Raw genomic sequence first — 12,824 nt, forward strand, 5'->3', positions numbered from 1 at the left:
ATGGCTACCATCAAGATAAAGCAGATCGGTTCGCCGATCCGTCGTCCCGAAAGCCAGCGCAAGATCCTGATCGGCCTCGGGCTGAACAAGATGCACAAGGTTGTCGAACTGAAGGACACCCCGGAAGTGCGCGGCGCCATCGCAAAGGTGCCGCACATGGTGGAGATCGTGGAGGGCTGAGGCCCTTTGCGACCCGCGAAACAATTTGACGGTCGTGGCCCGCTCGCGTAGCGGGCCGCTTCCATTTTTAGCGCGAACAGAGCGAAAGCGAGTGCAGACTATGAAACTTAACGACATCCGTGACAATGAAGGCGCCCGTAAGGGTCGCATCCGCGTGGGCCGTGGCATCGGCTCGGGCAAGGGCAAGACCGCCGGTCGTGGCCAAAAGGGCCAGAAGAGCCGCTCGGGCGTTGCCGTCAAGGGCTTCGAAGGGGGCCAGATGCCCCTTCACATGCGCCTGCCGAAGCGCGGCTTCAACAATCCATTCGGCAAGGACTATGCCGAAGTAAACATCGGCCAGGTCCAGAAGCTTGTCGACAACGGCAAGCTCGACGCCAAGAACACCATCGATCACGCCGCGCTCAAGGCCGCCGGAGTGGCTCGCGGTGGCAAGGACGGCGTGCGCCTGCTTGCCAAGGGCGAACTGACCGCCAAACTTACCTTCAACGTTGCCGGTGCTTCCAAGGGCGCCATCGCAGCTGTCGAGAAGGCTGGTGGCAAGGTCGACGTGATCGATCCTGGCAAGCCCGAGCATGAGAAGAAGGCTGCTCGCCGCGACGCCAACAAGGCTGCCAAGGAAGCCAAGTAACCAGAAAATGGGGTGCGCGGGTTCGACATCGGGCCCGCGCATCCCTATCTAGCCTTCCTGAGCCGGGAGGGTCCGGCGCCCAATACCAGGATTCAGATATTTCCCATGGCATCTCGCGCCGATAATCTCGCAAGCTCGCTGAGTTTCTCCAACTTCAGCAAGGCTACCGAACTCAAGCAGCGCATCTGGTTCACCATCGGTGCGCTCATCGTCTTCCGTTTCCTCAGCTTTGTGCCGCTGCCCGGCGTGAATCCGCTGATCCTGGAAACGCTGTACGACCAGACGCGCGGCGGCATCCTCGACATGTTCAACATGTTCTCCGGCGGTTCGCTGGAGCGTATGAGCCTGATTGCGCTGGGTGTGATGCCGTACATCACCGCCTCCATCGTGATCCAGCTGGCAGCCTCGCTGCATCCCAGCCTGATGGCGCTGAAGAAGGAAGGCGAGGCCGGGCGCAAGAAACTGAACCAGTACACCCGTTACGGCACGGTTTTCCTGTGCGCGATCCAGGGCTGGTTCCTGGCCAGTGGTCTCGAAGCCTACGGCGCATCCAGCGGCCTGCAGGCGGTCGTCGACCCCGGCATCATGTTCAAGGTCGTGGCCGTCATCAACCTGGTTGGCGGCACCATGTTCCTGCTGTGGCTGGGTGAGCAGATCACCGCGCGCGGCATCGGCAACGGTGTGTCTCTGATCATCATGGCCGGCATCGTCGCCCAGTTCCCGACCTTCACCGCCAACCTTTTCGAAGGCGGTCGCACCGGCTCGATCAGTGGGGTGCTGATCGGCGGGCTTGTCGTGATGGTCGTCGTGCTGATCCTCGTGATCTGTTTCTTCGAGCGCGCCCAGCGGCGGCTCCTGATCCAGTATCCCAAGCGCGCGACGCAGCGCGGCGGGATGCAGGCGGACCGTTCGCACCTGCCGCTGAAGCTCAACACCGCAGGCGTCATTCCGCCGATCTTTGCCAGCTCACTGCTGCTGCTGCCGCTGACGATCACGCAATTTGCCGGCAACTCGGTCGATACCGACAGCGCATGGGGCAGCACCATCGTGACGCTGAACCAGTACCTGGCGCACGGGCAGCCGCTCTACATGCTGCTCTATGGCCTCGGCATCATGTTCTTCTGCTTCTTCTACACCGCGGTTGTCTTCAACCCGGAAGACACGGCGGAGAACCTGAAGAAGAATGGCGGCTTCATTCCCGGCATCCGTCCGGGCAAGCGCACCGCCGACTACCTCGACTACGTGCTCACGCGCATCACCGTGGTTGGCGCCATCTATCTCACCGCTGTCTGCATCATTCCCGAATGGGGTATCGCGCAGACCGGCCTGCCGCTGTTCCTTGGCGGCACCAGCCTGCTGATCGTCGTCAACGTGACCGTCGACACCATCAGCCAGATCCAGTCGCACCTGCTGGCTCACCAGTATGGCGACCTCATCAAGAAGGCGAAGTTGAAGGGGCGGATGCGCTAGTCTAGCGTCCGACGCTTCTTCACTCGGGGGAATCGCGTTTCATGAATATCATCCTTCTCGGCCCTCCGGGCGCAGGCAAGGGCACCCAGGCAAACCTGCTGGTCGAACATCACGGCATGAAGCAGCTTTCCACGGGCGATATGCTACGCGCCGCCGTAAAGGCGCAGACACCGGTCGGCGTCGAGGCCAAGGCGGTGATGGATCGCGGCGAACTGGTCTCCGACGATATCGTGTCCGCGCTGATCGATGCCGAACTGGCCGCGATGGGCGAGGATGTGGGCGCGATATTCGACGGCTATCCCCGCACCGAGGCACAGGCTGTCGCGCTGGACGAATTGCTCGCCAAGCATGGGCGCAAGCTCGCCCACGTGATCGAACTGGTGGTCGACGAGGAGGCTTTGGTCGACCGCGTGGAGGGTCGCTACACCTGCGCGAATTGCGGCGAGGGCTATCACGATCGCCACAAGCAGCCCGAGATCGAGGGCGTGTGCGACAAGTGCGGTTCCACCGAATTCAAGCGTCGTCCCGATGACAATGCGGAAACGGTGCGTACGCGCATGAAGGAATACCGCGCCAAGACCGCGCCGATCCTTCCTTACTATGAGCAGCGCGGCATCGTGCAGCGGGTGGATGGCATGGCTTCGATCGACGAGGTAACGACCGCCATCGAGAAGGTCTTGGCCTCCGCCTGACCTGCGCGCTATCCTTCCGTCATTGGATGGAGGGATTCTTGCGCAATCTAGCTACAGCACTGGTTCTCGGCCTGGTGGCCGTGCCCGCTTCTGCCGAAGTGGTCGAATCGTCCACCGGTGGATTTGCCACGCACGACAGCGCAGTGGTCGCTGCGGATCGCCAGGCAGTCTGGGAAGCACTTGTCCACCCGGAAGACTGGTGGAGCCACACCTGGTCGAACGACTCGACCAACCTTTCGCTGGATCCCCGCGCTGGCGGCTGTTTCTGCGAGGCCCTGCCCGCCGCCGATGGCTGGGGGGAGGGTTCGGTCGAGCACATGCGCGTCATCATGGTCATGCCGGGAAGCACGCTACGCATGTCCGGATCGCTCGGGCCGCTGCAGGCGGAAGGGCTGGCCGGTACGCTGACCGTGACGCTGGAGGATGTCGAGAAGGGCACGCGCATCAACTGGGATTACGTAACCGGCGGCGAGGCGCGCTTCCCGGCTGCGCAATTTGCGCCGGTGGTGGATTCGGTCCAGACAGAATTCCTGACCGCGCTGGTCGACCGTCTCGGCGGAGCTGTGGAAGAAGCGGGGCAGGGCGAGTGATGCGGGGTTTTGACTAGGTCGCTGAGACGGGTTATATAGCCTCCATCGAAACCGAGGGGTTTCAGCAGCGCAGCGGAAGATTCCGTATGCGCCCTTTCGCCTGTTGACGAACAGGCAGAATCACCCTATCTGCGCCCTCTATTCGTCCATTGGTATCGATAGTCACTATCAGGCGGCAGCCATCGGCAAGCCCCCTGTTTTTGCTTTCGAGGCGGGCGGATAGGTTTTTGTAGCGATGAGATAGGGGCATCCCCAGTGATGAAACCCCTGTGGAGCATGGAGAATTAAGTGGCTCGTATTGCCGGGGTGAACATCCCCACCAACAAGCGCGTTATCGTCGCGCTCACCTACATTCACGGTATCGGTCCCACCACTGCGAAGAAGATCGCCGACAAGCTCGGCATCGATCACTCGCGCCGCGTGCAGGACCTGACGGACGCCGAAGTCCTGCAGATCCGTGAAACCATCGACGCCGAATTCACCGTGGAAGGCGACCTGCGTCGCGAAACCGCGATGAACATCAAGCGCCTGATGGACCTCGCCTGCTATCGTGGCCTGCGTCACCGCAAGGGCCTGCCCGTCCGCGGTCAGCGCACCCACACCAACGCCCGCACCCGCAAGGGCAAGGCCAAGCCGATCGCCGGCAAGAAGAAGTAAGCGCGGTCCTCCGCAGCTTTTCCTTCTGACTAGATACGAGGAACACGAACAATGGCACGCGAACCAGGCCGTATTCGGCGCCGTGACAAGAAGAACATTTCCAGCGGTGTTGCCCACGTCAACGCCAGCTTCAACAACACCATGATCACCATCACCGATGCGCAGGGCAATGCGATCAGCTGGTCCAGCGCCGGCATGATGGGCTTCAAGGGCAGCCGCAAGTCGACTCCTTACGCAGCGCAGGTTGCTGCTGATGATGCGGGCAAGAAGGCCGCCGAACACGGCGTCCGCACGCTCGAGGTGGAAATCAAGGGTCCGGGTTCGGGCCGTGAAAGCGCGCTGCGGGCGCTGCAGGCGGTGGGCTTCACCATCACCAGCATCCGCGACGTGACGCCGATCCCGCACAACGGTGTGCGGCCTTCCAAGCGTCGCCGCGTCTGATCGAAGCCTGCCGCGGGGCCTTGTAGTTCAGGGCTCCCGCACCAAGTCACTCGCATCGGCCGCGGCGCTCCAGCGCTCCGCGGCCTTTGCGCCACGAAATACCTTTAGGGGAAGTCCATGTCCGTCAATACGAAGAACTGGCAGGAACTGAAGAAGCCCAACACCCTCGAGATCAAGGAAGGCTCCGACAAGAAGCGCAAGGCTACTTTCGTCGCCGAACCGCTCGAGCGTGGCTACGGCCTGACGCTCGGCAACGCCCTGCGCCGCGTCCTGCTTGCCAGCCTTCAGGGTGCCGCCATCACCTCGATCAAGATCGAGAACGTGCTGCACGAATTCTCGTCTCTCGCCGGTGTGCGTGAAGACGTTACCGACATCGTCCTCAATGTGAAGCAGATTGCGCTGAAGATGGAAGGTGAAGGTCCCAAGCGCCTGCAGCTTTCCGCAACCGGCCCCGGCGAAGTGAAGGCCGGCGACATTGCCGTTTCCGGCGATATCGAAGTGCTGAACAAGGACCTGGTGCTGTGCCACCTGGACGAAGGCGCCACGCTCAACATGGAGCTGACCGCTGACACCGGCAAGGGCTACTCGCCCGCCGTGCAGAACCGTCCGGCCGATGCGCCGATCGGCCTGATCCCGGTCGACAGCCTGTACTCGCCGATCAAGCAGGTGAGCTACAAGGTCGAGAATGCCCGCGTTGGCCAGGAACTGGACTTCGACAAGCTTTCGCTGACCATCGAGACCGACGGCACCGTCACCCCTGAAGATGCCATCGCCTACGCCGCGCGCATCCTGCAGGACCAGCTGACGCTGTTCGTCCACTTCGAGGACGGCATCCCGCAGCCCTCCAGCGCCATGATCGGCGTTGCCGCAGAGCCGCAGGAAAGCGACACCAACCAGCTCAACCGCTACCTCCTGAAGAAGGTCGACGAGCTGGAACTGTCGGTGCGTTCGGCCAACTGCCTGAAGAACGACAACATTATCTACATCGGCGACCTGGTCCAGAAGACCGAGGCTGAGATGCTCCGCACGCCGAACTTCGGTCGCAAGTCGCTCAACGAGATCAAGGAAGTACTTTCCTCGATGGGCCTGCGCCTCGGCATGGACATTCCGGGCTGGCCGCCCGAGAACATCGAGGAAATGGCCAAGAAGCTGGAGCAGGAACTGCTCGGCTAATTGCCACCACAGGGGCTTGGGCCGGACCCCGTTTTCCGGCCTGCACTGGGCTTTTCCGTAAAACGGGCCCTTTTCGAACTGGAGTAAAGAATATGCGTCACGGTATTTCCGGCCGTAAGCTCAGCCGCAAGAGCCAGCACCGCACTGCCATGTTCCGCAACATGGCTGCTGCGCTGATCAAGCACGAGCAGATCCTCACCACCACGGCCAAGGCCAAGGAACTGCGTCCCTATGTCGAGAAGCTGATCACGCTGGCAAAGCGTGGCGGCCTTTCCAACCGTCGCCTGGCGCACAGCCGCCTGATGGACGAAGCGCAGGAAAAGAAGCTGTTCGAAGTGCTGGCCGAGCGTTACGCCGACCGCAACGGCGGCTACACCCGCATCATCAAGGCCGGCTACCGTGCGTCTGACGCCGCTGCCATCGCCTACATCGAACTCGTCGACCGCGACGAAGATGCCAAGGGCCAGGACAGCGGCCCGGTGATGACCGAGGATGAATACGAAGACGCGTAAGCGCCTCGTAGAAGCGAACAAGAGGAGGGTCGTCGGAGCAATCCGGCGGCCCTTTTCTTATGCGCTCCCGATGGATTTGCCAGAGTAGTCCAAAGGACCGCCTTGCATCCGCAGAGGCAATGGTTACATCGTCAACCAATTGCCTATCACGCGGAGATTCCATGCGTTTTCACATTGTCGCAGCATCGCTGCTTGCCGCTTCTGCCATACCCGCTATCGCCCAGGACATGACTGCACCAGACTATCCCGAAACGCGCCAGGGCGACGTTTCCGAGACTATCTTCGGCGAGAAAGTGGCCGATCCCTACCGCTGGCTGGAAGAGGACGTGCGCAACAGCGCGGAGGTGGCCGACTGGGTAGAACGGCAGAACGCCGTGACCGACGCATACCTCGAAGCGCTGCCCGCGCGTGACTGGTTCACACAGCGTATCGGCGAACTTTACGATTACGAGCGCTTCTCCGTCCCCGTGGAGCGCGGCGGACGCTATTTCTACACCGGCAATTCCGGCCTGCAGAACCAGTCGCCGCTCTATGTGCGTGACAGTCTCGATGCAGAGCCTCGCCTGCTGATCGACCCGAACGAATGGGCCGACGATGGCGCCACCGCGCTCGCAGGCTGGGTGCCGTCGCCCGATGGCTCGAAGCTCCTTTACTCCGTGCAGGACGGCGGTACCGACTGGCGTATCCTGCGCGTGATGGATGTGGCGACCGGCGAGCAGATCGGTGGCGAGATCCGCTGGGCCAAGTTCACCTCGCTCTCGTGGGTGGGCAACGAGGGCTTACTTTATTCCCGCTTCCCCGAACCCGAAGAGGGCGAGGACTTCCAGGCGCTGAACATGGATCAATCGGTCCATTATCACGCCCTCGGTACCGATCAGGCGGCCGACAAGCTTGTGTTCGCAACGCCCGAGCATCCGGAGCGTAACCACACCGCGCAGACCACCAGCGACGGCCGCTGGGCCATCGTCACCTCGTCCACCGGCACCGATTCCCGTTACGAAGTGAACGTGATCGACCTTTCCGACGGATGGGACACGCGCGTGCTCGTTCCCGGCTTCGAGAACAGTTGGAGCCTGATCGATTCCGTCGGCTCGCGCCTGTTCTTCACCACGAACGAGGACGCGCCCCTCTACCGCGTTGTCTCCATCGACATGGACGCGCCCGAAGCTGGCTGGAGCGAGGTCATCGCCGAGCGTGAACAACCGATCGCCAATGCCTCACTGGTGGGCGGGCACTTGGTGCTCGAATACCTCGAAGACGCATCCAGCGCCGCCTACGTCTATTCGCTGGACGGCGAACTGGTGCGCGAGATGGACTTCGCAGGCATCGGCAGCGCCGGTGGCTTCTACGGCGATCCCGACAGCCCGGAAATGTTCTACAGCTTCTCCAGCTTCAACCGCCCAGCCACCATTTACCGTTACGACGTGGCGACTGGCGACAGCACCGTCTTCGCCGAGCCCGAACTGAGCTTCGAACCCGACGACTTCGTGGTCGAGCAGCGCTTCTACGAAAGCAAGGACGGCACCCGCGTACCCATGTTCATCATGCGCAGCGCAGAGGTGGCCGCGAGCGGTGAAGCCGTGCCCACGCTGCTGTACGGCTACGGTGGCTTCGATGTCTCGCTTACTCCCGGCTTCTCCACCAGTCGCCTTGCATGGGTTGAGGCAGGCGGTGCCTTCGCGCTCGCCAACATCCGTGGCGGCGGCGAATACGGCAAGGCCTGGCACGACGCCGGCCGCCGCGCGAACAAGCAGAACGTGTTCGACGATTTCATCGCGGCGGGCGAGTTCCTGATCGCTGAAGGGGTGACGCCGGAAGACGGCCTCGCCATTCAGGGCGGCTCCAACGGCGGCCTGCTGGTCGGCGCGGTCGCCAACCAGCGTCCGGACCTGTTCGCCGCGGGCAACGCGGCCGTTGGCGTGATGGACATGCTGCGCTTCGACCAGTGGACCGCCGGGCGCTATTGGGTGGACGATTACGGCTACCCTGACCGCGAGGAAGACTGGCGGATCCTGCGGACCTACTCTCCGCTGCACAACATCCAGCCCGATACGGACTATCCCGCCCTGCTGGTGACGACGGCCGATACCGACGACCGCGTGGTGCCCGGACATTCTTTCAAATACACCGCCGCATTGCAGGCGGAGGACCTTGGAGAACGCCCGCAGATCATCCGGATCGAGACGCGTGCAGGCCACGGATCGGGAAAGCCAACGGACAAGGCCATCGCGGAAGCATCTGATATCGCGGCTTTCCTTGCCCGGTGGACCGGGCTTGAACCGACGAAATAGGGCGTTCAGGTAGGAGGTCACTTTCCTGAATATTCGCTAACACGTGGGTTCAGCGAGACCTCACGCCGACTCGGGTAGAACCCTACTCAACGATGGCGATCCCGTCATCGGCACGAGAAGGAGAAACCTCATGCAGTCCATTACCAAGGCTATCGCCAAGGGCACGCTCGGAACCGTCGCGGCTGGCGCGATGGTGATGGGCATGGCCACTCCCGCCATGGCGGATGATCACCGTTATCGTGATCGCGATCGCGGTGGCATTTCTGCCGGTGAAGTGATTGCCGGTGCTGTGGTTCTGGGTGGCCTTGCCGCCATCCTGTCCTCCGGCAACAACGATCGCTACGACCGCGACTACCGCTATGATCGCCGGCACTACCGTGGCAGCTATCGCGGCGCCTACGACAATGGCCGCTATGCCGTCGAGCAGTGCGTCCGCGAAGTGGAACGCTATGCGCAGCGCCGAACCGGAAGCCGCGCCGAAGTTTACGAAATTCGCGATGTCGACCGTGAACGTCGCGGCTACGAGGTCGAAGGCCGGATCGCTGTGCGCGACGACTATCGCTATCGCGACCGTCGCGGGTGGGGCCGGAATGACTACCGCCGCGGATATCGCAACGATGGCTGGGACGAGGGCCGCTTCAAGTGTGAGATCGACCGTGGCCGGGTGAGGGATATCGACATCGACGGTATCCGCGGCCTTTGATCGCCGATCCTCTAACATGACTGCCGGGCGGTTCAGGCTGAAGTCAGTCTGGACCGCCTAGCCATATCCGCAATCCGTATTCCCAGGGGAACCGACCATGACATTCCGTCCATCACGTCTCGCAGGCGCCACTGCGCTTGCTGCAGCCATGTCCATGGCCGCAACGCCTGCGGTCGCGCTGGACATGCCGCTGGCCGCTGTTCCCGCGAGTGTAGCCCCGCAGGCAGAGGTTCTCCCGGTCGGCGCGGGTGAAGCGAACCAGTGGCGCCGCTATCGCCCCTATCGCCACCGCCATAACCGCGGAGTGGATGCAGGCGACGTGATCGCAGGCGTCGCCGTGGTGGGCGTGCTGGCCGCCATTCTCAGTTCCTCGAACCGCAACCGGGACCGGGATCGCTACGACGATCGCCGAGAGCGCGTGCGCTACGACGATCGCCGCGATCGCTATGACAGCCGCGGTATCGAGAGCGCTGTCGACATGTGCGTCGACCAGGTCGAGTATCGCAACAACCGGGTCGAGAACGTCGACCGGGCGGACCGCAACGCCGGTGGGTGGAACGTGTCCGGCTCGCTGGAAAACGGCGAGCGCTGGACCTGCTTCATCGACAATTCGGGCGAAGTGCGCAGCATCGATTACGGCGGTGTCGCCTATTCCTGGCAGGCACCTGCCGCTTCCGCCACCGGCCAGTTGAGCGATGCGGCCTATTCCCGCGCCCGCGCCACCACGCGCACGGCGGCGGATGAAGCCTATTCCTACGATGAGGCCCCCGTCAGCGATGTTCCCGGTGCCGACGATCCGCGCCCGGCCTATCCCGGCGGTCCGCTGCCGGGCGAGGAAGGCTACGACGAAGACTGGCAGGTCGACGGCGACATCGAGGACGGCGAATGGGAAGGCGATGGCCGCTACACCACGGCGCATGCTCCCGATTTCGAGCAACCTGCCCGCTAGTCGGGCACTTCCTTCGAATAGGCGGGTAGTTCGATCCGCCACACCATCGCCGCGCCGCGCAGCACGAACCCTGCCAGCGCGGCGATTGCCATGGCCCAGCCTTGCTGCATCCCCAGCAGCAGCATGATCCCGCACAGCGAGGAGGCGAGGGCGGCTGCCGTCACGTAGAGCTCGGGCCGCATCAGGATGCTGGGCACGCCCGCGATAACGTCGCGCACGATGCCGCCCACGCATCCCGTCACTACACCTAGGATAATGGCGGGGAAGGGCGCGACATCGAAGGCGAGCGCTTTGGCGACACCAAGCGTGCTGAACAGCGCCAGACCCATCGCGTCGGCCCATTCGAGCCAGCTGTCCCTGCCTTGCCACCACTTGCGCGGGATGAACCACGCGATCAGCGCGGTGATCAGAATGACCGGGGCAACCCAGAAATCGCGCAGCCAGAAAGCGGGCACGCCCAGCAGCGCGTCGCGCACCGACCCGCCGCCAACACCCGTCAGCAAAGCGAAGAAGGCGCAGGTCACGAAGGTCTGATTAAGCCGCGCCGCCAGCAATGCGCCCGATAGCGCGAAGACGGCTGTTCCGCCCAGATCGAGGAACGGGGGCAGGACGGGGGCGATCATGCCGTTACCTCATTTGGCACCTTCACGCGCGCCTTGCGGCGGCGGAACATCAGCACGCAGCCCAGCAGCGATCCTGCCACGCCCAGCGCGGCGAAGACGATCAGGATCGGATGGCTGGTATCCTCGCGTTCCTGCAGGTCCATGATGTGCAGGCCCCACACGAAATCGAACACGCGCCACCATCCGCTGCGCACCGCGAGAATTTCCCCGGTCTGCGAGTGGATGTAGATATGCGTGTCGTCGGCAAAGCGCGCCTGCCATGCGTTCGTGCCTGCGCGCAGGTCCATCGGGGTGGCGTCGCCGGGGAAATAGGTGAGCGCTTCCAATGCGGCATCTCCTGCATAGGCCGCCTTGGCAATGGCGCGCGCGTCCCGTTCCAGCACCGGATTGTAGAGCCGCCCGTCCGTGGGCGAGTAGCGGTAGCGGCCACCGTCCTCCTCCACCACGATCCAGCCCGCACCATCGGGGAAGCTATCCAGCGTCATGCTCCGCACCGGGCCACTGAGTTGCGGCATGACCAGCGTGGCCGTCTCGACAGGCGGCAATTCGGCGCGCAGGTGGTTGCCGCGCACGTATTCAATGGGATGCCACACCATGATGAGCCCGGTGACGGTCCACATCAGCACGGGCACGCCCACCAGCCATCCCAGCCAGATGTGCCACTTGGCGAACCGCCGCATGATTGTCTGCTTTGCCATGTGCGCCCGATAGTCCCTCCGGCGGCGCGCCGCTAGTGCGTGGCGAACAGTTTGGAGCGGTCGGCGAAGGCCTTCATCTCGATGGCGTTGCCTGCGGGATCGCGGAAGAACATCGTCGCCTGCGCCCCCGGTTCACCTTGGAAGCGGATGCGCGGGGCGATGTCGAACTCAACGCCTTTTTCGATCAGCCGTTCGGCCAGCGCCTTCCATTCTTCCATCTCCAGCACGATGCCGAAATGCGGCACCGGCACCTCGTCGCCGTTCACGGGATTGGTGCCGTGACCCGCCTTGGCGACGATGGAAGGCGCCTGGTGCGCCACGATCTGGTGACCGTAGAAATCGAAGTCGCACCAGTCCTTGCTGGAGCGACCTTCCTTGCAGCCCATCACGTCGCCCCAGAAGTCGCGCGCGGCCTCCAAGTTGTCGACGGGGAAGGCGAGGTGGAAGGGGGAAAGCTGGGTCATCTCTTGGGTATCCTGTGCAGTCCGAGGGCGAGGCCGAAGCCGAGTATGGGGGAGGCGCCGTAGCCGATCAACGGGGTGGGGTAGGTCGACATGAGGGCGAGCACGGCAAAGCCGAACAGAAGCCCGGCGAGGGCGAAGCGCTTCTCACGGTCGAACGGTATCGCGAACAGCACCAGCGCGAACGCTACGGCCAGAGCGAGCCCAAGGGCGATAGCGAGAAAAATGCTTATACCGGCGGCCTCGACCAGCACTCGCTCGACGAAGGGTTGCGGCGGCAGTTCACCGCGCAGCGCCATGTTGATCGAGGCAAAGAACCCGATGATTGCGACCGCGCCGACCTTCCAGTCGCGGGTGACATGGTGCAGGCCAACGGCGGCAAAGGTCAGGGCAAATCCCGTCGCCGCATCCGGCTGGAACCAGACGCAAGCGATGGCCGCCAGAAGAATCGGGGCACCGAGGGTGCGGTGCCTTGCGGCCAGCACGCACAGAGCGGGTGCGACCAGCATCCCCGTGTGCAAGTTCAGCGAGCCGAACGGGAACCAGCGCATCACCCGGTCGCCCGTAACGGATGTCGTCTCCGGGCTGACAGCAAGCGGGGTGAGCAGGCTGAACAGGAGCACGCCGGTCATCAGGTGGCGACTGAGCGAAGTGTGTGGGCCGCGCCCGGCGAGGATCCACAGGCAAGCCAGCACCAGCGCGCCGAGGTTGTTCAGCGCGTAGTGCGAGGGCGCTCCGGCAAGCGCCATGTACAGC

General features: G+C 63.3%; 16 protein-coding genes. 12 read left to right on the forward strand and 4 right to left on the reverse strand.

Features of this window, described 5'->3' with window-relative positions; genetic code table 11:
• The 12 genes from rpmD to D4Q51_RS12805 all read left to right on the forward strand — a co-directional run bounded on the left by rpmD (nt 1) and on the right by D4Q51_RS12805 (nt 10,286).
• Nucleotides 1–180 (forward strand): 50S ribosomal protein L30, encoded by a 180-nt coding sequence (gene rpmD, locus D4Q51_RS12750; protein WP_119584472.1) that lies wholly within the window; start codon nt 1–3, stop codon nt 178–180.
• Nucleotides 181–280: 100 nt separating this feature from the next.
• Nucleotides 281–808 carry a 50S ribosomal protein L15 gene (gene rplO / locus D4Q51_RS12755; protein WP_120078149.1) on the forward strand — a complete coding sequence of 176 codons (528 nt, stop codon included), beginning with the start codon at nt 281–283 and terminating at the stop codon, nt 806–808.
• A gap of 105 nt (nt 809–913) precedes the next feature.
• Nucleotides 914–2,278 carry a preprotein translocase subunit SecY gene (secY, locus tag D4Q51_RS12760; protein WP_120078742.1) on the forward strand — a complete coding sequence of 455 codons (1,365 nt, stop codon included), beginning with the start codon at nt 914–916 and terminating at the stop codon, nt 2,276–2,278.
• A 41-nt stretch (nt 2,279–2,319) separates the two neighbouring features.
• On the forward strand, nt 2,320–2,970 hold the full coding sequence (locus D4Q51_RS12765; protein ID WP_120078150.1) for an adenylate kinase: 651 nt from the start codon (nt 2,320–2,322) through the stop codon (nt 2,968–2,970).
• Between the two features lie 38 nt (nt 2,971–3,008).
• The gene (locus D4Q51_RS12770; RefSeq protein ID WP_240624721.1) at nt 3,009–3,560 is read left to right on the forward strand and encodes an SRPBCC domain-containing protein; all 552 of its coding nucleotides are present in this window, start codon (nt 3,009–3,011) and stop codon (nt 3,558–3,560) included.
• 288 nt (nt 3,561–3,848) lie between these two features.
• Nucleotides 3,849–4,217 carry a 30S ribosomal protein S13 gene (gene rpsM, locus D4Q51_RS12775; RefSeq protein WP_120078152.1) on the forward strand — a complete coding sequence of 123 codons (369 nt, stop codon included), beginning with the start codon at nt 3,849–3,851 and terminating at the stop codon, nt 4,215–4,217.
• Between the two features lie 51 nt (nt 4,218–4,268).
• Nucleotides 4,269–4,658: a 30S ribosomal protein S11 gene (gene rpsK, locus D4Q51_RS12780; protein WP_047003266.1), complete on the forward strand. Its 390-nt coding sequence runs from the start codon at nt 4,269–4,271 to the stop codon at nt 4,656–4,658.
• A gap of 117 nt (nt 4,659–4,775) precedes the next feature.
• A complete protein-coding gene (locus D4Q51_RS12785) occupies nt 4,776–5,831 on the forward strand; it encodes a DNA-directed RNA polymerase subunit alpha (protein WP_120078153.1) in 1,056 nt (351 codons plus the stop codon).
• Between the two features lie 92 nt (nt 5,832–5,923).
• Nucleotides 5,924–6,343, forward strand: a complete 420-nt coding sequence (rplQ, locus tag D4Q51_RS12790; protein ID WP_120078154.1) for a 50S ribosomal protein L17 — start codon at nt 5,924–5,926, stop codon at nt 6,341–6,343.
• Nucleotides 6,344–6,504: 161 nt separating this feature from the next.
• Nucleotides 6,505–8,634 (forward strand): prolyl oligopeptidase family serine peptidase, encoded by a 2,130-nt coding sequence (locus D4Q51_RS12795; protein WP_120078155.1) that lies wholly within the window; start codon nt 6,505–6,507, stop codon nt 8,632–8,634.
• A 130-nt stretch (nt 8,635–8,764) separates the two neighbouring features.
• Nucleotides 8,765–9,337: a hypothetical protein gene (locus D4Q51_RS12800; RefSeq protein WP_120078156.1), complete on the forward strand. Its 573-nt coding sequence runs from the start codon at nt 8,765–8,767 to the stop codon at nt 9,335–9,337.
• 97 nt (nt 9,338–9,434) lie between these two features.
• Nucleotides 9,435–10,286: a hypothetical protein gene (locus tag D4Q51_RS12805; RefSeq protein WP_205689497.1), complete on the forward strand. Its 852-nt coding sequence runs from the start codon at nt 9,435–9,437 to the stop codon at nt 10,284–10,286.
• Here the strand turns inward: D4Q51_RS12805 and D4Q51_RS12810 are convergent.
• From D4Q51_RS12810 to D4Q51_RS12825, 4 genes are read right to left on the reverse strand one after another with little or no spacing between them, the layout of a single operon-like run.
• Nucleotides 10,283–10,909 (reverse strand): trimeric intracellular cation channel family protein, encoded by a 627-nt coding sequence (locus D4Q51_RS12810; protein ID WP_120078158.1) that lies wholly within the window; start codon nt 10,907–10,909, stop codon nt 10,283–10,285. The genes D4Q51_RS12805 and D4Q51_RS12810 overlap by 4 nt on opposite strands.
• Entirely contained in the window at nt 10,906–11,607 is a 702-nt protein-coding gene (locus D4Q51_RS12815) for a PepSY domain-containing protein (RefSeq protein ID WP_120078159.1), read from the reverse strand. Before D4Q51_RS12815 ends, D4Q51_RS12810 begins: the two co-directional genes overlap by 4 nt.
• Nucleotides 11,608–11,639: 32 nt before the next feature.
• Nucleotides 11,640–12,071: a VOC family protein gene (locus D4Q51_RS12820; protein WP_120078160.1), complete on the reverse strand. Its 432-nt coding sequence runs from the start codon at nt 12,069–12,071 to the stop codon at nt 11,640–11,642.
• Nucleotides 12,068–12,817: a hypothetical protein gene (locus D4Q51_RS12825; RefSeq protein WP_162925324.1), complete on the reverse strand. Its 750-nt coding sequence runs from the start codon at nt 12,815–12,817 to the stop codon at nt 12,068–12,070. Before D4Q51_RS12825 ends, D4Q51_RS12820 begins: the two co-directional genes overlap by 4 nt.
• Nucleotides 12,818–12,824: the final 7 nt, after the last annotated feature.

It is taken from the genome of Aurantiacibacter odishensis (assembly GCF_003605195.1).
In the GTDB taxonomy this organism is placed as follows: domain Bacteria; phylum Pseudomonadota; class Alphaproteobacteria; order Sphingomonadales; family Sphingomonadaceae; genus Alteraurantiacibacter; species Alteraurantiacibacter odishensis.

Bases quoted from the DNA above. Each gene is read 5' to 3' on its own strand.
- D4Q51_RS12765 (WP_120078150.1), top strand. From the start codon at position 2,320: ATGAATATCATCCTTCTCGGCCCTCCGGGCGCAGGCAAGGGCACCCAG.
- D4Q51_RS12795 (WP_120078155.1), top strand. From the start codon at position 6,505: ATGCGTTTTCACATTGTCGCAGCATCGCTGCTTGCCGCTTCTGCCATA.
- D4Q51_RS12785 (WP_120078153.1), top strand. From the start codon at position 4,776: ATGTCCGTCAATACGAAGAACTGGCAGGAACTGAAGAAGCCCAACACC.
- rpsK (WP_047003266.1), top strand. From the start codon at position 4,269: ATGGCACGCGAACCAGGCCGTATTCGGCGCCGTGACAAGAAGAACATT.
- rpmD (WP_119584472.1), top strand. From the start codon at position 1: ATGGCTACCATCAAGATAAAGCAGATCGGTTCGCCGATCCGTCGTCCC.
- D4Q51_RS12810 (WP_120078158.1), bottom strand. From the start codon at position 10,909: ATGATCGCCCCCGTCCTGCCCCCGTTCCTCGATCTGGGCGGAACAGCC.
- D4Q51_RS12800 (WP_120078156.1), top strand. From the start codon at position 8,765: ATGCAGTCCATTACCAAGGCTATCGCCAAGGGCACGCTCGGAACCGTC.
- D4Q51_RS12825 (WP_162925324.1), bottom strand. From the start codon at position 12,817: ATGGCGCTTGCCGGAGCGCCCTCGCACTACGCGCTGAACAACCTCGGC.
- rplQ (WP_120078154.1), top strand. From the start codon at position 5,924: ATGCGTCACGGTATTTCCGGCCGTAAGCTCAGCCGCAAGAGCCAGCAC.
- D4Q51_RS12805 (WP_205689497.1), top strand. From the start codon at position 9,435: ATGACATTCCGTCCATCACGTCTCGCAGGCGCCACTGCGCTTGCTGCA.
- secY (WP_120078742.1), top strand. From the start codon at position 914: ATGGCATCTCGCGCCGATAATCTCGCAAGCTCGCTGAGTTTCTCCAAC.
- D4Q51_RS12815 (WP_120078159.1), bottom strand. From the start codon at position 11,607: ATGGCAAAGCAGACAATCATGCGGCGGTTCGCCAAGTGGCACATCTGG.
- D4Q51_RS12820 (WP_120078160.1), bottom strand. From the start codon at position 12,071: ATGACCCAGCTTTCCCCCTTCCACCTCGCCTTCCCCGTCGACAACTTG.
- rplO (WP_120078149.1), top strand. From the start codon at position 281: ATGAAACTTAACGACATCCGTGACAATGAAGGCGCCCGTAAGGGTCGC.